This window comes from Lysinibacillus sphaericus OT4b.31 (assembly GCF_000392615.1).
Lineage (GTDB): Bacteria > Bacillota > Bacilli > Bacillales_A > Planococcaceae > Lysinibacillus > Lysinibacillus sphaericus_B.
Window position 1 is genome coordinate 24,904 of record NZ_KB933403.1, and the last position, 21,959, is coordinate 46,862.

Genomic DNA, 21,959 nt, shown 5'->3' on the forward strand with positions numbered 1-21,959 from the left:
TATGAATGGATGCTATTTTTATATCTGCAAATCATTCTTTTTATAAAATATAAACGTAATCATTGCAAGTATTCCCATCAGGCTAAAAGACAATAAAATAAATTTACTGTCTAATCCCCCACCAATGTGATATGGTCCACACAAGATTTTTCTTTAGCGTATAAAAAAATCGTTAAAGCATAAACGAGCACTGCTTTAACGATTTACTTGTAACACATTATTTATTTTTCTTTAAAATCCGTACACCAAACCAACCTAGCGTATAGGGATGTGATTATAGCAAACCAGCTTTCTCTAAATACGTTCGTGCTACGTCTGCTATATTTTTGCCTTCTACGTTTACTTGATAATTCATTTCACGCATCTCATCATCCGTTATGTGATTAGCAAGTTTACTTAAAGCTTCCTCGATTTCAGGATATTTTTCTAGTGTTTCTTTTCGTAACAAGGGTGCTCCTTGGTAAGGCGGAAATAGCTGTTGATCATCTGCTAACACGGTCAGGTCGTATTGACGTATCTCACTATCTGTTGAATAGGCATCTAATAAATCAATATCGCCTGTTTGTATCGCTTGATATCTAAGCTTCGGCTCCATCGTGTTAATATTAGAAATCGTGATGCCATAGTGCTTCTGAATACCTAAATAGCCATCTTCCCGATCATTAAATTCTAATGTAAAGCCAGCTTTAATGGACTCTTGCAGTGCCTTGATGTCCGAAATTGTTTGTAAATCATAGGTTTCAGCCACTTCTTTGGAAACGGCCAGTGCATATGTGTTGTTGTACTTCATTGGATGAAGCATAACCATGTCGAATTTTTCCATCAAGCCTTCTTTTGCTTGGTTATATACATCCTCTTGGTGATTGTTTACCGCTTCCTCTTTTAAAAATTCAGCAATGGCCGTCCCCGTAAATTCTGGATAAATATCGATACTACCCGCTTTAAGTGCATTAAATACGAAAGAAGTCTTACCAAGACCCGGTTTTAGTTGCACGGTTAAGTCCGTTTCATTTTCAATCAGTATTTTATACATATTGATAAGAATTTCAGGCTCTGCTCCAAGTTTCCCTGCAATCACTATTTCATCCTTATCGTTGGCGTTTACTAACGGTAATAGCATCATCAGTAAGGCCGCAACACTAATTGCACTTAATGCTATTAACGTTTTTTTAAAGGACAGTAATTCAAGCTTTTTGAGCAGAAAATCAAATACTAAGGCTAAAATTGCGGCAGGAACCGCTCCTAAAATAATGAGTGCTGTATTATTGCGATCAATACCTAGTAAGATAATATCGCCTAATCCCCCTGCGCCAATTAATGCAGCAAGGGTAGCTGTTCCAACGATTAATACCATGGCTGTCCGTATACCTGCCATAATGACTGGCATGGCGAGAGGAAGTTCTACCTTCACTAATCTCTTGCGCGTATTCATGCCCATCGCCATCGCCGCTTCTTTTAACGACGGATCCACTTCGTTTATACCTGTAAATGTATTTCTTAAAATTGGCAAGAGGGCGTACACTACGAGGGCAATGACGGCAGGATATTTTCCGATGCCAAACAACGGAATTAATAAACCTAATAGCGCTAAGGAAGGAATCGTTTGCATAACTGCACTGATTCCGATAATACTTTCCGCTATTTTCTTGTTATGCGTTAAATAAATTCCTAGAGGAATAGCAATGATTACTGCCAGAAATAGCGCAATAAATGAAATCTGAACATGCTCTATTAAAGAGGCAACTAACTGTCCTTTTCGTTCGTTAAACACGTCAAAAAAATTAGCCATTTGCCTCACCTCTTTGTGAGCCATCTTTAGCTAAAAATTGCAACATTGATTGTCGTGTTATTACACCTATTATGGTACCATCATTTTCTACCGCCAAACATGCATGCTGTGCTAATTTACTAAGAATTACTGGCAAAGAATCTTTACAAGACACTACATGTTGAAGCTCCCCATTGGTCATTGGTTCGAGCACTTGTTCAATATTAAAATCATTGAACGAATGTTCTTTCACTCCAATAAATTCTTTCACAAAATCATTGATTGGATTTTCCATAACTTCTTGAGGCGTACCAACTTGCACAATCTCTCCATCCTTCATGACACATATTCTATCCCCTAATTTCAAGGCTTCTTGCATATCATGCGACACAAAAACAATAGTTTTTTGTATGGCACGTTGCAGCTCTAGCAGGTCATCTTGTAATTTCGTACGACTCATCGGGTCTAGCGCACTGAATGGCTCATCCATTAAAATAATCTCGGGATCTGCCGCTAATGCACGAACAACACCAACCCTTTGCTGCTCTCCTCCTGATAGTTCTTTAGGTTTTCGTTGACTATACTTGTCTGGTTCGAGTCCCACCATTTCCAATAACGCTCGCACTCGTTGCTGGATCTGTTGTTGACGCCATTTCTTCAATTCTGGCACAATGGCTATATTTTCTTCTATTGTCATATGTGGAAAAAGCGCAATTTGTTGTAACACATAACCGATATTCCATCGCAGCTCATGGATGTTATAGTCACTTATTCTTTGTCCATTAATACGTATAGTTCCTTCCGTTAAATAAATTAAACGATTAATCATTTTTAGTAATGTCGTTTTTCCACACCCACTAGGCCCTATAATGACAAAGAATTCCCCCTTCTTTATCTCAAGATTAATCGCCTTCACCGCAACTTGGTCGTTATCATATTTTTTTGAGACATTGTCAAATGTTATCACTATTTTTGCTCCCTGTAATGAAAATCTGTTTTCGCCGTTCTCCTATTATAGATATAGTGACTTTATTAACATAGTACATAAATAACCTCCCATTTTACCATCTCTTTAATGTCATATACGTCTTGTATTCCAGATCTAGAACAAGGAAATAACATATTTTATGCTTGAATGTTCTGCTCCCCTTCCCTTAAATAATTCACAAACGGCATGAAGTTGAAACATTTTTTACTGATATATTTCATGCCCAGACCTTCCATTGTTCAAAGAAAATAAAAATCCATCATGACAGGACCAATTGTCAAAATGGATTTCACAGTAATTATTCGTCTTAACTAGTAGGTGTTTACGGGTAACTTCGTACCTCATTAGGTAGTTTACAATTCGATTGAATAGGTTTGACGTACACGTATTGATTGGCATGCAGGCGCTATGAGAACAGCGTGCCAAAGTGAGTCCCCATAGGCCATGGAAGCCATCCATCGTAGTGGAAACCAACGACATGTTTAGTTACCTATTACTGATTTCAGCATGCCAAATAAAAGGAGTAGATTGTTCATCATCAGACGCGCCTAGTTCATGTATATTTATTTTTTAAAAGACTTTTCTCTCATATATACGAATGGATAGTAGCCATGAGCCAATATATAAAACAATGACCATCAGTATCGCAAAGAAATATAGTTGGATTTCTTGTAAAGTCAGGATTTTTTGTGTCAATTCCCTTACTACATCATGTAAATTTCTAATGAAAAAACTAATTGTTATCAAATAGATGACTACTAATGCAACCAGAGCCATATGTAGGTATTGCATCTTAAATTTATATAGGAATGGAAGAAGGAAAGATGTAGTAATCATCACAAGACCGATAATAAGCAGCATCTCTTTTACTAAAAATGACGCTTTATTTCCATTCAAAATGAAATCCCCAACATACATAACGATAACAAATAACATTGTAAATAGTAATGCTCCGATATACTTTGAAGCGACAATTTCCTTTCGCGTGTAAGGGAGCGAATTGAGCAAAATGTTGATGTTATCTTTTTCATCAAAAGAACATGCACTCATGATAAATGATAGACTAAAAATAAATCCTACATAGACAGATGCATCACCAAACAATGAAAAGAGTAGTAATATCGCGATGTACAGTAAAAGGATATGTTTTTGTAATAAAAAATCCTTTCGTATTAGGCTAAACATACAGTGCCCCTCCTTTTTTCGAATAATACATAATATCTTCAAGCGTTGGCTTTTCCATAATAACAGTATCTCCAAATAAGTTTGCCACACGATTTTTATGAGCTGTTAATGCTTCAAAACCACTGTTCGTTTTCCGGATAGCAATAAACTCTTGCTCCGTTTCCCGATCCAATAAATCCAGTGTTCCTTTTACAATGGCATATTCCTCTTCAATTTTATAAAATTCCTTTGTAAAAATATGTTCGCCATTTTGAATAAAGGTAATATAATCCGCTATGCGATCTAAATCCGTTGTTATATGCGTCGAATAGAAAATCGTTTTATCCCCGTTTTGCATTAAATCATGTAAAGTATTTAGTAATTCCCGTCTAAATATCGGGTCGAGACCAGATGTTGGTTCATCCATAATGATTAACTCTGCATGATGAGCTAATGCAATAATCAGCGAGGCTTTCATCTTCATGCCTTTTGAGAATGTCTTCATTTTTTTATTCAGCGGCAGTTCGAACTGGACAACATAATGCTGAAATGCCTGATCATCCCAATTTTTATAGGCTGGTTGAATAATCTTTTTCATTTCATTTAATGTTAAATGTTCATAAAAAATGTTTTCATCGTAGACAAAACCAATACGTTCCTTTATTTCTTTCTCATGCTGCTTATAGTTCATGCCAAAAATCGAAATAGAACCACTATCTTGCTGTATTAAATTCATAATCAATTTGATTGTTGTCGATTTACCAGCACCATTTCCCCCGATAAATCCAGTCACATAGCCTTTTTTCACGGTAATAGAGAGATCTTTCACCTGAAATCCATTAAATGATTTATTAATATGCTGTAATTCAATAACATTTTCCATCATTCTTCCTCCGTATACAATAATGTCAGCATTTCCTTCAGTTCTGCTAAGCTTATGCCCATTTCTTTACTATTTTGAATGGCAACGACTAGCTTTTCTTCGATAACTTTCATCTTTCTTTCCTTCACCATCTCCATATTTTGTTCGGAGATGAACGAACCTTTTCCAACAATGGAATAGATAAATCCGTTTTTCTCAAGTTCTTCATAAGCGCGTTTTGTTGTAATGACGCTAATTTCTAGGTCTTTGGCAAGTTGGCGCATAGAAGGTAATGATTGACCCTCTTGTAATTCACCCGTTAAGATCAGTTTCTTGATTTGCGCATAAATTTGCTCATAAATCGGCTCTTTTGAGTTGTTTGAAATAATGATTTGCATGCAAATACCTCTTCTTAAATATTGTATATATACTTTATATACAATATATACACATTCTAATTATTTTGCAAGCTAAAATTTCACCGAATACAGCGTCATAATAAGGAGGCGCAGAAAATGCCATTTGCTCTCCGCGGACGAACTAGCAAGCCGCCTTCTTTTCTTCGCTCGCTTCGAGCAGGGCACGCTCGTTTTCCAACAGTAGTCTAACTTTTACTCTTTATTCGAAATCAAGAATTGTTGTGTGATGATGTTGAAAAACTTACAAAATACACGCGAACATTTTGACATGATGACGATTTTGCAAACAGTCCACAAGATTCCTTAATGTCTCGTTTTGAACAAAAATCCACAGAAAAAATCAAAAAGGTTTCAGGAATACTGAACATTCCCGAAACCTTTTGATTGTATTTCTTTATTGCTTTCTATATACCTCCCCTTTTGGCACAGATGTTGGAAGCATGTGCAGCTACGGTTACCAGTCGATGAACACAACAAAATGACTTTCATTTTTTCATCGACAGTAAATTACATATATTTGACAACGCAATGAAGGCACCACCAATAACACTCCATTTGAGCCCTCCGATAAAACCGAAAATACATACTATTATTCCTAACACTGTTCCGAGCATTGAACCTATTCGTATTGTCTTTTGACTAGGTTCGGGGCGCTGAATGGATACACCAAAAAATTTATTTACTTTATCAAATGATTTATCTATTTTTTTAACAAACTGGTGCATGTAATTCTCTCCTCTTTTAAAGCAATTTCGCAACGATTTGGATTGTATGTGTAATTATAGTTAACGAGCCTAAAACCATACAACATGTTGCTAACGTACTTTTTTTATGTTTTTTTTGCTTTATAAGTCCATAAACGATCAGGCATAATCCAATCGTAATAGATACAATGTTAAGCATGATAAAAAACGTTTCATGTACTGATGGGAAGTAAAAAATACTTTCTAATTGCATGCTCAATTTGTCTCCTTATTCTTGAAATTTCAAGTTAAACTACTAAATCATACTTTGTGATTTTTGAGTTATAGTTCTTCACAAAGTTGGAATTTCTACAGGTTTCTCACCTTCTTGTTGTTGGCAGTTCTTCCAGTTAAATCTCATCCTTGCTCTCAAGAATGCGAATGGCTAAGTACGCAATCACCACGCCAACTACTGCAAGCCCTAATTGAAATGGAATGAAGGTCCCCCCATAGCGTTCATCTCTCCTCTTCCCTATTCACACCTTAATGCACGGTCATATAAGCAATACTCAATATGTTAAGTATTGGCAGTCCGTAATGATTGTTGTATTCCTCCATTATTAAACGAAATAAACTAACAGCTACATAAATAATAAATGTGAGTTTAATAAAAATATTCATTAATGACATGAACCCTAAATAATCTGTAAACATCAGGCAGCTCTCAACTTTAAAACGCCACGCTATAAGACCAACAACCAAGCAAATTACTACGATACCAATGAATCCTCCGATAAGATGTTTAGATATATGATGTTTTTTCCATCTTAATTTCAGTAGCTTAAGCATGAATGCTGTCCCGGTCATTAAATTTAAGTAATACGCTTTCTAAAGGGCAGTGCGTTTTTTATAAACATTTAATTTCCCCTTTCACCTTGTATGTTAATTGTACGAATCGATCATCTCTTTTTTCTTACTCATTTCTTACAAAATTATTAATTGTTGTCCGTTCATTCACAGGTTAAATCCACCACAAGTAAAGCCCAGAAATGTTGATATAACAACGTTTCTGGGCTTTTACTAGTAGTGAAAAGAATCTATGTGACTCCTGCTCTTGTTATTTGTGGAGAAAGAGTGAGGAAAATGGAGCGACAGAAGAATATTTTTTGTTGCGAATGTGCAACGTCAGTTACAAAGAAATCGCCAGCCAAGCAATGCGGCGCAGGCATTGAGCGTTGAGGCAGTTTAGCGTAACTACGGAAAACGAGGAGGCTTTTGTGATTTATCTAATTATTTTTAGTAGACTGTCCCATTTTACAATTGGCCTTCTACTTCATTATTTCATCCTAAATACCTCACCTTTTGGTACAAATGGTAGCTTTGCGCCTTGTGGCATTACAAAGGCATGCTCTCTTTTAATCGACAAGCGATCACATTCGCCGTCCGTGATAATAAGAATAGGTCCATTTTTCGGGAAGTCGGCGGCTTGTTCAATTAATTGAATACCTGGCTGTAAAATGGTCCCTCCTCTCCCTCTCACTTTGACTTTTGTTAAAAGGTCTTCTGGCGGCAGGTATCCTGCATCGTAAGCAATCGCATCACAAAAGATAACGCGAACAAGCGGGACATCCCGTGCGATGCTGTAGCTCGCAATCGTTCCTAGTGCTTTCCCCAACAACTCCCGATCCATTGAGCCAGAGGTATCAATGATAACCGCAAATGTACGGCCATGCTCTTCGCCACTTTGATGTAGCCATCGCGGTCTAGCGATATCCGGTGTTGACGCTTGTCTTCTGCTTGGACGAGCGTACGTACGGACTTTTTCGATTGGTTGAAACATGCGATCAAACCATTTAGCTAATTCCACATCCCAGGCAATCGGCGGTTGTGAAAGACTTCGAATTTCTTCTATTAAGCCCTGCGGCAAATACCCTCTATCTTGAGAGAAATGATAGCTTAACCCTTGGCTTAAAGCCCTTCTATAAAAGGTGTCCAAATCGATTCCCGCTTTGCCTTCCCAAAAATCAGGCGTTTTTGTCTCAATAATATCGACCGCTCCTTGCCCTCTAAAAGTTCGTAGTTTTCGATACATCCTGATGTCTGTCACAATGCGATCATAGATAGATTCAGCCGATAATCCTTTTAACTCGGGGTCATACAATCCACCGATTTCCGGCATATCGCCAACTTTCATTTCGATTAGCCAGCCATTTATGACATAATCACAAGCGACATTCCATAGATAGGGATCTCGTCCTTGCCTTCTAGTGGCATGGCTTAAACCTGCATGCAGCAATTCATGCGCCATTAAAAACTTCATTTCTTCATCAGACAGAGGCACAGACGAATTAATATAAATTTCCTTCGTGTCGACTGCAATGGCAGCAACGGAAATGTCCATTCTTGTGCACACAAGGGGATCATCGATAATTTCAAAATCAGAGGCTAGTGCACCAAACAACGGGTAAGAGCTCATGAACCACGCTTTGGCATTCTCTGCTTTGGTTTTAATGGCAGAACCTGAGATAGAAGAATTAACGCCACCTGCTACTCTAATTGCACTTTGAACGGCTCTCGATAACCCCTCTGCAAACAACAAAGGATATTCACTTGGTGTTCCCCAATAGTAATAGCTATCCTTGTCTTGGGTGATTTTAAAATCTGCTTCACCGGGCATTGTACTATATAGTTTTAAATGATCCGGTACGCCTTCTCTTATAAAGCGTTCATACAACTTCACTTCATCGGAGAAGGAATCGTAAAAAGGTTCACTCATTTCTCTTGGTGCTTGTCCGAACTTTAATTCTCCAAGAAATTTTGTAATATAACAATCGCACGCTATATTCCAAATTTCACTATGCTCTTTTGTTTGTTTGTGATTTAATCCTAAATGTAACAAGCAATGCGCAACAACATATGCCCATTCAGCTGGTTGTCCCTTTTTACCTTGATTGACATAGATTACGCCAGAGCTTGTGACATAAGCCCAAGACTGTGCCGCCATGTCTTGATATTGAATTGAAACATTACTTAACAAAGATTCAAACAAAGGATGCGCTTTTACTATTGCTTGACCTAGCGCAATGTTTTTTTCATTTTTATGTTCCTTCATGGATTTGTTGTTTTTTTTCGCCACTTTGTTACTCATCCTTTTTAGCGACTAATCGTGGTAAATCTCTTATGACCTCAAGCATAAACCATGCAGGAAGGGCTTCCCCTTTTTGTTCAGACACTACCATTTGGGCAATTTCTAAGCTAATAGACGACAATTCTTTGATGAGATCCTTGGCACGAAATGCAAGTTGTCTTTGATTGCCTTTTATAGTTGTATTTTCTTTAGGTAGTTCCTTCATAAGCTGCGCCCTAAACGATTGCGCCATAAAATATAACAAATCTCTTTCTTGTGGTTGGTCTGGCCATCTTAATTCGCCATTGATAATTTTGGTTAGGTTATATTTACTTTGCAACTGTTTTAAAAAGGCTTTAAACTGTACAGCAGTATGTGGGGAAAGACAACTACTTGCTAGTAGCTCGATATCTTTTTCTTTTATGTTCTCGCCATATGCATACAAGCAATCACTTAACATATGCCAAGATCTCGGCGTAGAAAATGGCTCTTCCGTTTTAGGCGGCTCGCTCCATAAATGATCTGGGCGCATCTGGATATATTCAATCACATGCGGATGAATTTCATGTTCGTACGCCCATACTAACCAATCTTTATGGGATGCTCTTAACTGCACATGGACCATGCGATTGATTAGAGCAGAGGACATCGGTTTAACAATGGCGTTATCTTGCGCTCTGTTTCCTGCCCCAATCACTATCGTTCCTTCTGGAAGCATAAACTCTCCAATTCTTCGATCATGAATTAAGCTGTAAAAGGCTTTTTGTACTTCTTGGGAACAAGCGTTTAGTTCATCTAAAAATAAACAATAGGGTTCGTCCCTCGCAATCATTTTGGGCGGACAAAAAACGCTGTAGCCATCCTTTATTTGTGGTACGCCAATAATATCCTCTGGCGCTAATTGGCTTCCTAGTAAAGAAACGCATGTCATCCCTAATTCTTCTGCGAAATTTTCTACAATTGACGATTTCCCAATCCCAGGCGCCCCCCATATAAATACAGGTCTAATCGTAGCTACGTTTAATAAAAATTCATATAATTGATTTTGCGTTACACTATAAATAGTATTCAATGAAAACTTCCTTTCAAAATTTAAAACTTTTACACTAGAATTCATTTCATAAATAGTTTTTCTATAAAGAACCACGAATATTTTGTTTCTTTCATCATATTCGCCTTTATTGATAAGAAAGTGAATTATGAAATTGATTTACTAAGGTTAATAATACCATTTTTTGATTTTCAAGACACCAAAGTACATATAGAGCCCGCGTTTTGCTTCTATCAATATGTTGAAATGCTACCATCCCAATTTCTAACAAAATAGGTGGGAAATATATTTATAAGGTTGCAAATATAGGAACTATTTGGTTGCAATTTCGTTCTATTAATTACGGACACTATAAAAAATACACGGCTTTATTTTATGTTGTAGCTCTGTCATAATTAGAAATATAGCACCTTAGTATGTACTCACTTGTAAAGGAAGGAGGGAGATGTTGTCTTCTACCAACATCATCACCAATGAAATTATTCAAAAACTTGATGAAAGGTATACTTATATTCCTAACTGTTATCGGTATATCGATTTTCATGATTATACAACTATTTGATTCTATGTTTAATAAAGAGACAAAAGAGCCTGAATATGTTGAAGAAGGGCCAAGTACAGAGGAATTCATCGGCTCTATTGCAGAAACCGCTCGTAGGCTTGGGGCAGAAAATGACTTATACGCCTCTGTTATGATTGCGCAGGCTATTTTAGAGAGCCAAAATGGACAAAGTGGTCTAGGTTCAGCTCCTAATAATAATTTATTTGGTATGAAAGGCCAATTTCAAAACGACTCTGTCACGCTAGAAACATCTGAAGATGATGGTTCTGGTAATATGTCAACCGTAATGGCTGAGTTCCGTAAATACCCTTCCTATGAAGACTCTTTGAAAGATTATGTAAAGTTACTGCGTAATGGGGTGTCTTGGAACAAGGATTTTTATACAGGTGTCTTTAAGAGCCAGACAAAGACCTATGCAGACGCAACAAAATTTTTAACAGGCTCCTATGCGACAGATTCAAAATACAATGAAAAGCTTAACATGCTCATTGCCAAATACGACTTACAACAATACGACAGCCCAGTTAAAAACAAAAAAACCATTACGGTAGCTGACGGTGACTCACTCATGCATATCGCAGAAGCCCACAAGGTTAAGGTGACATCCCTCAAGCAATGGAATCAGCTTAGATCTGATCGATTAGAAGCGGGTCAACAACTCAATATCTATCAATACTAAAAAAAATCTCCATGCACACTTAGGACTGTGAAGCCCCCTTTGTAGCTTGGAGATTTTTTATTTTTTAATAAAGCGCTGTAGAGAAATTCGTTACGCAATGAATCCAATGATGTTATGGTTGCGATTTAGCGAACCCTGATAGCATAAGGGTAATATTTTCATTCGATACGCCTTAAATTAGCTCAGCGTATATAAAAAAACTTTACAGAGATTCTCCTCCATAAAGCTAGTAAAAGTTTGCTATTATGGGCTTGTCAATCGTTGAATCACTGTTTCTACTTCAAAAACACGCTTGTTTAAAGCGCCAGTTCGATCTTTTACTTGATGCGCAATTTTTCTGTGAATTGCCCTAAGTTTTCAACCATATTTTTTGCAGCTCATCTATTCCAAGTTTAACCTCTCGAACATCATCCTCCATTTTATCTAATCGTCGATCGATTCCGTCCAAACGCTGTTCCATGCCATCAAATCGCTTATCCATTCCGTCCAAACGCTGATTTACCGGTCCCAATTCTTCTTTTAAAACTGAACGTAATAATTCTTTTAAGTCATTATCCAAACACATTACCTCCAATTTTTTTATTGATAATTGTAGCATAAAAAAATTAGAAGTTGCCTCTCTATTATTTACCTATTTTTTGAATCTAATGAGATGAGCACATTGTTTCTTTGTATGCACCCAAACGCGGCGATCCGCAAGACTTACAGTTGCTAGAGTATCTGTAAGTCTTGCATGGTTCGCTCGGTTTAAAAGATACCCCCTATAGGATTGTTAGATCGTGAATTTCTATCATGTAGATTCCCCATTTCCTGTGTGCTTGTTTTACTGTTTATCGTTAGTTGCTCATCTGCATCACCCCTAGTTTTTTACAAACAAAAACAGATGCCTCTGTTATTAAACAGAAGCATCTCGCTTAGGCAAAAGTATTGACTCATTGACATAGAAATCATAGAGTGATGGCTTATAAATATGACAGGTGAAATTTTGCTTCTTGTGTATTTATTATATGATTGGCTTTTCGCTAATACTTATCAATGCTTCCTTGGTGCTGTCGTCTTTTACTTTGTCGTTAAATTTCGTACCGACAGCTGGCACTAGCAACGATCGTTCATTGGTGTCTTAGCTTTTAATCCGCAAAATAACTCCCTACCGCTGTGATGGTCGTCGCTAAGTCTTCCCGATAAAGCGGATGTTGTTCATTTAAGCTATTTATAGTTACTTCATTTCCGTCTAGTGAGGAGTGCACATATAGATTGTCGCCAAGATACAGCGCGATATGACCTGGGAAGTACAATAAATCGCCCTTTTGCATTTGCTCCAGTGCAATCTCCTTTATCGGAAAGTCTTCAACCATTTTGGCGTCTCGGTAAATCAATACCCCGTTTAGCATATACGCCATTGAACACAGGCCCGAACAGTCAATACCAAATGGGGTTTTGCCTCCCCAGCGATACGGTGTTGTTAAGTAGCTCAGTGCCGTTTGTACCACGTTTTCCCGGAATTGTTGCTCTGATAGGCTATTCTCCGTGACTTTTTCACAAAGCCATTTTTTGCGTAAATAGCCCCTTTCGCCTGTAGCTAATTGAATGACCGCCCAATGTGAGTCTAGTTCTTCGTCAGCTACATAACGCACGATTGAGCCTCTCACAAGTGTCATTAATTTCGAGCTTTGAATGCGAGGTTGTTGTAAAATATCGGCAAAGCTTTGGCTAATAACATGCGATGCTTCAACACGCCAAGCACTTGTTTTCACATTATCTAGCATTATATTCACTTTTCTGCAGTAGCCCCGGTACTGATAGGTTGTTTGTACATGCACCCAGTAACCATCTAACTCTTCAAGCATTTGTACAGGCATTCCGTATAATAACTCATCAATTAGCTCAGATGTTCCATTCGGTTCAGCGTACAGATTCGCAATCATCGACGTGACAATGGCATTCATTTTAACTCCCCTTTCTGTTGTACCAAATACTCATAAACGACCTTCGAAATGCGACCAATTAGTTGCCTCGCTTCCTGATTGTTGGTGACCTCTGTGACAAAAACACCAATCAGATAATCTTTTGCGTCACTATAAACAATGCCTACATCATGGTCAACCGTTTCAAGCCCCCCAGTTTTATGGGCGATTATCACATCATCTACCAGATATCGACTGAGTGCTTCATGTACACGTTGGCGACTCAAAATATCAATTGCCAGTGCACTGAACGACGGTGTGAATAAATCTTGGCGATAAATATGTGTAAATATATGAGCCATATCACGTGCTGTCGTGACATTGTCAACGCCATTCGCCCGTCGTACAACATCCATCATCTTTCGCTGCAATATTGTGTGCTTCAGCCCGTTTTCACGAAAATAACAATTCAGCGCATCCATACCCATATAATCAATCAAAATATTAGTTGCTGTATTATCACTGGTAATAATCATCCACACCAATAACTCATAGATTGTAGCCGATTTTAATTGTTGTTCACTGATTACACTAAAGTCGACCCAGTCTTTAGGTGTTATCATCAACACTTCATCCAACGTTAGACGATTGGTCTCTACATGATGTAACACAGCAAGAAGTATAGGTACTTTCATGAGACTTGCACTGGAGAACACTTCAGTAGATCGTTCACTTATGAGGGTTTCGTCTGTCCGAAGATCTTTGACAATTATATGCACTTTGTAGGGCGTTTCTTGTAGTAGTTGCCGAATCAATGGCTGCATTATTTTCACCTACCCTACCACTTTAATCGTGTGCGTCTCTGCGTTAACGGCTATTGTTCGACCTAATGGAAGTGTCATCGTTGGTAAGCAATGACCACAAGTAATATCCATGACAATTGGTTTTTTAAGTGGCACTAATATTTCATTAAAAATGGTTTGCAGGGATAAGCTATTTTCTGGTTGCTCCGGATTTTCTGGACCACAGTCTGTCCAAGCGCCTAATAATATACCCGCGGCTTCATCAAGCTTGCCCGCTAATTTTAACTGCGTAAGCATGCGGTCGATGCGTTGTTCGTTTTCATCTATATCCTCTAAAAATAAAATCTTGTCCTTTGTATCAATTTCATAGGGGGTTCCAAGTGATGCCGTGACTAATGTTAAGTTTCCTCCAATTAGCTGTCCAGTTGCTTGTCCTGTGACCAGTGTTGTCATTGGCTGTCCTGATGGATTTTCAAGAGATAGTCCCTTTCTTTCAGTTGCCGTCACACTATTGATAAAAGAATCCCATGAATAGTCATCCATATCCAATTGAATAAATTCCGTAGAAGGCATTGGCGAATGGTATGTCACGAAATCACATTTTTGGTTAAACGTAATGTGAAGTGCTGTCACATCGCTATAACCTGCAAATACCTTAGGATTGGCTTGTATCATATCGTAATCAAGATAGGGTAGAATTTTTGTGGCACCATAGCCGCCACGAATACAAAAAATGCCATCAATACTAGGATCTCGGAACATTTGGTTGACTTCAGCGGCACGAAGTTCATCTGACCCTGCTAAATAGCCATGCCTCGCCCGACATGTTTCCCCTACAACTACTTTAAAACCGAGCTTCTCCACACTGTCAATTGCCGGATGTAATTTACCGGGCGGTGTTGCACCTGAGGCACTCATTAAACCAATGGTATCGCCTTTTTTTAACGCTTTTGCTATTCTCATCGATCAAACCCCCATTTTTCGTGTCGTACGATAGTTTTCAATTTCCTGTTCGTTGGCCAGTACGAAATGGCCCTCCTCCATTTCGACAAAGGATGGTGGATGTTTGTCATAGCGGTGCTGCGTAGGATCATAAATTTCAACGATTTTTTCCCGCTCCTTGTAAGGATTTGGCTCCGGTACTGCCGATAATAATGCCTGCGTATAAGGATGGATGGGATTGGAAAATAGTGTTTCTGTCTCCGCCAACTCCACAATATTGCCTTTAAAAATAACCGCTGTACGGTCTGTAATAAATCGTACAATGGATAAGTCATGTGCAATGAATAAATAGGTTAAGTTATTTTGCTGTTGTAAATTTGCTAGCAAGTTTAACACTTGTGCCCGTATCGACACGTCTAAGGCAGAAATTGGTTCGTCCGCAATGATAAACTCCGGCTCCATCACTAATGCACGTGCAATGCCAATTCGCTGACGCTGACCACCTGAAAATTCATGTGGAAAGCGATTGGCAAACTCAGGTAGTAACCCAACATTCAACAGTGCCTTTCGCACTTTTTGCTGACGGTCTTCCTCACTTGAAAATTTTTTTGTATTGACCAGACCTTCTGAAATAATATAGTCTACCTTCGCTCGTTCATTGAGCGATGCCATTGGGTCTTGGAAAATCATTTGGATTTTCTGGGTAATTTCACGATTCCAATCCTTTGAGATGTTGCCGTTTATTTTTTTTCCACGGTACAAAATTTGTCCCTCGGTTACTTCATTAATGCGCATAATAGCACGGCCAATTGTTGTTTTCCCTGAGCCTGATTCACCTACTAATCCAAATGTTTCGCCTTTAAAAATCTCAAAGCTGACATCGTCAATGGCAACGAATTTATGTTTTCTTTTACCGAAGACAATCTTTAGGTTTTTTACTTCCACCAGTACTTCTTTTTCATTCATTGGCGTGTTGCCTCCCCTCCTCAAAGAATGCTTGTAACGCTTCAGGAAGCTCTATTTTTGGTGCGCGTGGGTCCAGCAGCCATGTGCGTGCAAAATGTGTGTCACTAACCTGAAAGAAAGGCGGTCGTTCTTCGTAGTCAATCTTTAATGCATATTGATTGCGTGGCGCAAATGCATCACCCTTTATGTCTTTGAACAGATTTGGTGGAGTACCTTTAATGGAATAGAGTTGTTGCCCTTTCAATCCGAGCTGCGGTAATGAAGAAATCAGTGCCCATGTATAAGGATGCTGGCCGTTGAAGAAAACTTCGTGGGTGGCACCCACTTCGATTACATCACCTGCGTACATAACCGCGATACGATCGGCTACTTTTGCCACCACGCCTAAATCATGCGTAATATAAACGGTGGTAAGCCCGTATTTCTGCTGCAGATTTTTTAATAGCTGCAAAATTTGTGCTTGAATGGTTACATCAAGTGCAGTCGTGGGTTCATCGCAAATTAATATTTTCGGATGACAAGCAAGTGCAATCGCTATGACAATACGCTGCCGCATCCCTCCAGAAAATTCGTGAGGGAATTGCTTATAGCGTTTTTCTACATCATAAATGCCGACATCGGTTAGTAATTTAAGTGTTTCTTCATAAGCGGCTTTGCCCTTTAAGCCTTGGTGTAAAACAACACATTCTTCAATTTGTTTACCTATCGTTTTCAGTGGATTTAATGATGTCATGGGATCTTGGGTAACCATGGCGACTTCTTTTCCTCGTATTTGCAACCACTCTTGCTCTGTTGTAAAGTGCGCTAAATCCATATTGTTGTAAATAATTTGACCTTGCTCGATGTAGCCGTTTTTATCGAGCAGGCCCATTATGGATTTCACAAGCACCGATTTACCTGAACCCGATTCCCCAACAATTGCAAGACTTTCACCTTGATATAATTCAAGGGAGATATCACGAATGGCTGTTAGCACCTGACCTCGCAGTGTAAATTTTATGACTAAGTTTTGAATCGATAAAATTCGGGACTTTGACCGTTTCTCCTCCATCGTATTCCCCCTTTATACGTGATTTTTTGGATCTGCTGCATCCGCAAATGAATTGCCAATAATATAAAAGGCAATGGTAATAATACTTAATACAATACTTGGGAAAATTAGCTGATAACGTAAATCTGGTGACATCATCAAGACACGGCCTTCATTGATTAAATTCCCTAAAGACGGTTCACTGATTGGAAGCCCTAGCCCAATATAGGTTAAAAACACTTCTGCACCAATGGCAAAAGGAATCGCGAGGCTCATCCGTAGCATAATGACCGAAATTAAATAGGGTAATAGATTCTTTATAATAATGCGGTAGTCAGGCGTCCCTAAACATTTAGAGGCCAAGTTATATTCACGGTCACGTAAAATCACAATTTGGTTCCGAATGAAGCGGGCCATTTCCACCCAGCCAGTAATACACATAGCAATGATGATGGTCGAAATACTCGGTCGTAAAATATAGGACATTAAAATAAGGACAATTGTTGTCGGAATATTATCCACCACATTGTAGAGCTGTGTAATCGGTACCTCTAACTTACGAGAGAAGCCCCATAGTGTACCAATTGTAATTCCAACGACGGCCTCAACCAACGCAACAACACAACCAATTAGTAACGAGGTACGAGTCCCTGCCCAAATACGCGACCATAAATCCTGCCCAATCGAGTTTGTCCCAAACCAAAATTCAGCGTTAGGTGCAACATTGCGAGCTTGCAAGCCTGTTTGGTCGTCAAGATAGATTTCAGTTGGTGAGTTTTGCTGTGGTAGGTACGGTTGCAGGATGGTAAATGCGACAATTAGACAAACGACGACTAATAAAAAGACCGCCAAGCGATTTTTCAAAAAGGATTGCCATGTCGAACGCCAGTAAGAATAATTGGAGTAGGCTGTTTCTTCAGCTTTACTGTCACTAGCTTCAGCAAACTGAAACAGCGCTTCACGCGACTTGTCTGAGATATTATTAATTTCTTCTGTATATATGCTCATTAGCGTACACTCTCCCCTTTACCTAATTTAATGCGTGGGTCAACAAGTGCCATGGCAATATCACCTAAAATCAAACCGATGATTCCTAGTGATGAAAAAACAAGGACAAGTCCTTGGACAATGGTATTATCCTGCCGCTGGATGGCATCGACGAGTAAGCCCCCCATCCCTGGAATGGAATACAAGGATTCAATATAGATGGAGCCTGTGATGGTAAATAAAATGGTTGCAGGTAAGTACTGTGCCATCGGAATGAAGGCATTTCGGAGGACGTGACTAAACATTAATGTCCGCTCTTTCACGCCTTTTGCCCGCGCTAGCTTAATATAGTCTTTATTTAGTTCATCTACCATGTAGCGACGCATCCACATGGCGTAGGAAGCTGTCGGTGCTAAGGCCATTGACAGTAGCGGTAATATCCAAGTAATGGGATTATATTCGTCAAAGAGCATCGGCAAACGGAAGATTTCTGTCACATACATTTGAATGACTAAGTAATAAACTGCTGCCGGTACAGCTACGACGAAGACAATGTAGCCAGTTCCTAAACGATCGAGCCAGCGACCTTTCGTCTGCGCCATTAAAATCCCAAGTGGTACACCAACGATGAGTGACAGTGCAACGGCCCCTAGTCCAAACAGTAACGAATAAATGATCTTATCTGCGATGATCGCGACAACCGGTACATCTGTACGATATGTAACTGATTTGCCCAGATCTCCTTGCAATAAGTTTGCATAAAAATTTCCTAATTGTACAAGCAGCGGATCTCGTAGACCTAAATTGGTTAAATACACTTCCTGTTGGGCGGGTGACATTTTGTCTGCCGCTGCTCCTAAATAACCTTCTTCAGGCATTAAACGTAGTAATGAAAAAACAATCGTGATAATGATAAAAAGGGTGAAGACTGATTGTAACAATCGTTTGCCGATATACCACAACATCGTTTATTCCTCCCTACTATGACTAAATTCGAGAAAGAAAGAAGGAGATGCCGACTAGTCTCTTTCGGTCATCTCCTTCTTCATGAAAATCACCACTAGTAGCTATTTGAATGTAGCTTTGCCATGATGATGTCGAGCTGTTATTTTGTTGCATTGACTAAAGCATCCGCACGTTCTTGCTCCCACTTTGCTAAAGCTTCCTTGAATTCATCATTACTCATAGGCTTGTCTAAGACTTGTTGGCCTTTGAATTTTTCAGATGTTACACCAAATGGCGAGTATTGCGCTTCAAATGGGTTTAATTTTGAAGCGACATAGCCACTACCACCTACTGCATAAGGAATGACAAATGCTTCTTCAATTAAGAATCTTTCCGCTTTCGCAAATAGATCATAGCGTTCAGCAGTATCGATTGTCGCTTTCGCTTCATCGATTAAATTTTGATACGTTGTTTTTCCATTGGCTTCTTTATAGCCCTCCGCTAACTCTGGTTTGTTATAAGTGCCATCGACACTGAATGGTTCTGTATATGTTGATGGGTCAGCATAATCCGGACCCCAGTTCGCTTCCAGTAACGCAAATTTACCTGGGCGACGTACCTCTGATAAGAAGCCTGTTGATGGGCCAGCCTCTACGATAATATCAACATAATCAGCCCCTAATAATTTTTCGATTTGTTGTTCAATTACTTGTGTACGGTTTGCCCAATCTGGACTACCTGAGTTGTATGGCATCAATACTTTCACTGGGAAGGTCACTTTTCCTTCAAGCGCAGCCATTGCTTTTCCCTTAAATTCTAGTGCTAGATCTTTATTAAAGGAATCACTACTTGTAATAGGCTCTAATGGGGCTAATAGTGTATAATCGACCCCTGCCACATCCACAAAGTTTCTCGGTGTCACCGTATTACTCAGCATGTCCTGTGGATTGTATGGTTCTACTGTTAACATGGCTGATACGCGATCAAGGGCATGATAAAGTGATTTTCGGAAGTCTTTATTATTAACAGCAATCTTCCAATTATCGGGTTCATATTCAGCATCGAATTGTGGATCAAAGTTTAACGCATAGAAATACGTATAGAAGTTATTTTGAGTTTGACGGACCTGAGATTTTTTCTTGTCATCATTGAACCATTCATCAATGATAGAGGTCGGGATACTTGCTGAATCCACTTCACCACGCAGGAATAGTTCTGGCGCTACAGTGGCTGCTTCTTTGTTATATTTATAGCGAATACGGTCGATTAGTACCTTGTCTTTATCCCAATACGTATCATTTTTCACCAGTACACGCTCATTTTGAGGCTCAAACTTGTCTAAAAGATAAGCACCGTTATAAAGGAAATCTTCACGTGTTGTGCCGAATTTCCCACCTTTATCAGCTAAAAATTCACCATTAACTGGGAAGAAGCATACATAGTTCAGCATAGAGAGGAAATAGGGTGTAGGTGCTTCTAAAGTATACTCTACTGTATGTTTATCGGTTGCCTTTATACCAACTTTTGAGAAATCTGTTATATCACCGTTATAGAACGCTTCACCATTTTTCACAACAGTTGCACTCCATACAGTTGACGATTCATTTTTTGCATCAAGCACATAGTTTAAGCCGTCCACAAAATCTTGCGCAACTAAATCTGCGTACTCTTTGCCGTCATGTGTTACCCATTTCACATCATCTCGAAGTTTAAAAGTCCACACGGTTGCATCTTCATTTGAAGTCCATTCTTTTGCTAAACCTGGTTGTACAACACCATACTTATCATATTCAATCAACCCGTCGACTAAGTTAGCCGCAACAGCAAACTCATTGGTTTCAGAAGTTTTTAAATAGTTTAAGGTTTTAATTTCTCCTGAATAAACTACTCGGTATTCTGATTTTTTATCTTCTAAAGAATCATTACTGCATGCTGTACAAAGTAATGCGATAAGACACACTAAAAGAAACCAATACTTTTTCATAAAAAGCCTCCCCCTAGCAATCTTTTTATATCGAAAATCCTATTCCAACTGCATCCGTCATGGTAATGCGAGCGTTGTCAAAAATTGGACCACCTGTAATAGGATCTTTCAAACATAAACTTGGTCCGTCTAAATCTATCATTGTGATATTTTTTTGTGATGCCGCAAAATGAGCTGCCGCACTTACGCTAATTTTTGTTTCCAACATGCAACCAATCATGCAGGGCATGTCATTTGCCTCCGCTATGTGGCAAATCTTCTGTGCTTGATGGATACCACCTGTTTTCATGAGTTTGATATTAATGATGTCAGCTGCACGCTTTTCGATAATCGTCAAGGCATCTCTGGCGGAGAAAACACTTTCATCAGCCAAAATATTCGTCAATGTATTGGCTGTTACATATTGCATACCAGCTAGATTGCTATAGTGAACAGGTTGCTCCACTAATTCTATATTGATGCCTGCATCCTCAAGTGCTCCGATAATTTGCACCGCTTGCTTTGGCGTCCAACCTTGATTTGCATCTACCCGTAATGTAATGTGTTGGCCAACAGCTTGTCGTATCGCCACAACGCGCTTCACATCTCCTAGTGGATCCTTGCCAACCTTGACCTTTAGAATCTGGAAACCACGCGCTACAGCTTCAAGACTATCTTTCACCATTTCTTCTGTCTCATTCACACTAATCGTAATGTCAGTCGCGAGTTCCTTGCGGTAACCACCGAGTAATTTATACAACGGGATTTGATAGTGCTGTGCACACAAATCATAAATCGCCATATCTACCGCAGCTTTAGCACTGGTATTTTGATATATACTTGTGTCTAATCGTTCCATTAAGTGGACAATATCTGCTATATCCAGCCCCATAATGGCAGGCTTGATATAGTGTTCAATGGCGTGCGTAATCGAGCCGAATGTTTCGCCCGTAATAACAGCTGTCGGGGCTGCTTCGCCAATGCCGACTTGCCCATCATCGGTATAGATATAAACAGCAATATTGTGAATACTATGCACCGTTCGAAGGGCTGTTTTAAATGGCGTGATGAGCGGCGCCTCCACTTTCGCAACCTTGATATCTTTAATTTTCATCC

The 21,959-nt window shown here is 39.1% G+C and carries 19 protein-coding genes; 1 reads left to right on the top strand and 18 read right to left on the bottom strand.

Annotation, left to right across the window (positions count from 1 at the left end; all coding sequences use genetic code 11):
- Positions 1–274: 274 nt before the first annotated feature.
- From H131_RS19365 to H131_RS19410, 8 genes are all read right to left on the bottom strand, one after another.
- A complete protein-coding gene (locus H131_RS19365; RefSeq protein ID WP_010860818.1) occupies positions 275–1,789 on the bottom strand; it encodes an ABC transporter permease/substrate-binding protein in 1,515 nt (504 codons plus the stop codon).
- Positions 1,782–2,735, bottom strand: a complete 954-nt coding sequence (locus tag H131_RS19370) for an ABC transporter ATP-binding protein (protein WP_010860819.1) — start codon at positions 2,733–2,735, stop codon at positions 1,782–1,784. Before H131_RS19370 ends, H131_RS19365 begins: the two co-directional genes overlap by 8 nt.
- A 591-nt stretch (positions 2,736–3,326) precedes the next feature.
- Positions 3,327–3,941: an ABC-2 transporter permease gene (locus H131_RS19375; protein ID WP_010860820.1), complete on the bottom strand. Its 615-nt coding sequence runs from the start codon at positions 3,939–3,941 to the stop codon at positions 3,327–3,329.
- On the bottom strand, positions 3,934–4,803 hold the full coding sequence (locus H131_RS19380) for an ABC transporter ATP-binding protein (RefSeq protein ID WP_010860821.1): 870 nt from the start codon (positions 4,801–4,803) through the stop codon (positions 3,934–3,936). The genes H131_RS19375 and H131_RS19380 overlap by 8 nt, the downstream gene beginning before the upstream one ends.
- Positions 4,803–5,180 (bottom strand): GntR family transcriptional regulator, encoded by a 378-nt coding sequence (locus tag H131_RS19385; protein ID WP_010860822.1) that lies wholly within the window; start codon positions 5,178–5,180, stop codon positions 4,803–4,805. Before H131_RS19385 ends, H131_RS19380 begins: the two co-directional genes overlap by 1 nt.
- 506 nt (positions 5,181–5,686) lie before the next feature.
- Positions 5,687–5,926, bottom strand: coding sequence for a hypothetical protein (locus H131_RS19390; protein WP_010860823.1), 240 nt, complete (start codon positions 5,924–5,926; stop codon positions 5,687–5,689).
- Between the two features lie 1,294 nt (positions 5,927–7,220).
- A complete protein-coding gene (locus H131_RS19405; protein ID WP_010860826.1) occupies positions 7,221–9,020 on the bottom strand; it encodes a DUF2201 family putative metallopeptidase in 1,800 nt (599 codons plus the stop codon).
- Positions 9,021–9,024: 4 nt separating this feature from the next.
- Positions 9,025–10,083, bottom strand: a complete 1,059-nt coding sequence (locus H131_RS19410) for an AAA family ATPase (RefSeq protein WP_010860827.1) — start codon at positions 10,081–10,083, stop codon at positions 9,025–9,027.
- Positions 10,084–10,556: 473 nt separating this feature from the next.
- On the opposite strand from H131_RS19410, the gene H131_RS19415 reads away from it, so the two are divergent.
- Positions 10,557–11,303, top strand: a complete 747-nt coding sequence (locus H131_RS19415) for a glucosaminidase domain-containing protein (protein WP_230491909.1) — start codon at positions 10,557–10,559, stop codon at positions 11,301–11,303.
- Positions 11,304–11,652: 349 nt separating this feature from the next.
- On the opposite strand, the gene H131_RS19420 is transcribed toward H131_RS19415, so the two are convergent.
- From H131_RS19420 to H131_RS19465, 10 genes are all read right to left on the bottom strand, one after another.
- On the bottom strand, positions 11,653–11,862 hold the full coding sequence (locus H131_RS19420) for a hypothetical protein (protein ID WP_010860829.1): 210 nt from the start codon (positions 11,860–11,862) through the stop codon (positions 11,653–11,655).
- 568 nt (positions 11,863–12,430) lie between these two features.
- Positions 12,431–13,249 carry a C40 family peptidase gene (locus tag H131_RS19425; RefSeq protein ID WP_010860830.1) on the bottom strand — a complete coding sequence of 273 codons (819 nt, stop codon included), beginning with the start codon at positions 13,247–13,249 and terminating at the stop codon, positions 12,431–12,433.
- Positions 13,246–14,031 (bottom strand): serine hydrolase, encoded by a 786-nt coding sequence (locus H131_RS19430; protein ID WP_036132057.1) that lies wholly within the window; start codon positions 14,029–14,031, stop codon positions 13,246–13,248. The genes H131_RS19425 and H131_RS19430 overlap by 4 nt, the downstream gene beginning before the upstream one ends.
- 9 nt (positions 14,032–14,040) lie before the next feature.
- Positions 14,041–14,973 carry a S66 peptidase family protein gene (locus H131_RS19435; RefSeq protein ID WP_010860832.1) on the bottom strand — a complete coding sequence of 311 codons (933 nt, stop codon included), beginning with the start codon at positions 14,971–14,973 and terminating at the stop codon, positions 14,041–14,043.
- A 3-nt stretch (positions 14,974–14,976) separates the two neighbouring features.
- The gene (locus H131_RS19440) at positions 14,977–15,918 is read right to left on the bottom strand and encodes an ATP-binding cassette domain-containing protein (RefSeq protein ID WP_010860833.1); all 942 of its coding nucleotides are present in this window, start codon (positions 15,916–15,918) and stop codon (positions 14,977–14,979) included.
- Positions 15,911–16,969: an ABC transporter ATP-binding protein gene (locus H131_RS19445; RefSeq protein WP_010860834.1), complete on the bottom strand. Its 1,059-nt coding sequence runs from the start codon at positions 16,967–16,969 to the stop codon at positions 15,911–15,913. Before H131_RS19445 ends, H131_RS19440 begins: the two co-directional genes overlap by 8 nt.
- Positions 16,970–16,981: 12 nt before the next feature.
- The gene (locus tag H131_RS19450) at positions 16,982–17,956 is read right to left on the bottom strand and encodes an ABC transporter permease (protein WP_010860835.1); all 975 of its coding nucleotides are present in this window, start codon (positions 17,954–17,956) and stop codon (positions 16,982–16,984) included.
- Complete coding sequence (locus H131_RS19455; protein ID WP_010860836.1) at positions 17,956–18,900, bottom strand: ABC transporter permease; 945 nt, start codon at positions 18,898–18,900, stop codon at positions 17,956–17,958. The genes H131_RS19450 and H131_RS19455 overlap by 1 nt, the downstream gene beginning before the upstream one ends.
- A 140-nt stretch (positions 18,901–19,040) precedes the next feature.
- Positions 19,041–20,864: a peptide ABC transporter substrate-binding protein gene (locus H131_RS19460; protein WP_010860837.1), complete on the bottom strand. Its 1,824-nt coding sequence runs from the start codon at positions 20,862–20,864 to the stop codon at positions 19,041–19,043.
- A 25-nt stretch (positions 20,865–20,889) separates the two neighbouring features.
- On the bottom strand, positions 20,890–21,957 hold the full coding sequence (locus H131_RS19465) for a dipeptide epimerase (RefSeq protein ID WP_010860838.1): 1,068 nt from the start codon (positions 21,955–21,957) through the stop codon (positions 20,890–20,892).
- Positions 21,958–21,959: the final 2 nt, after the last annotated feature.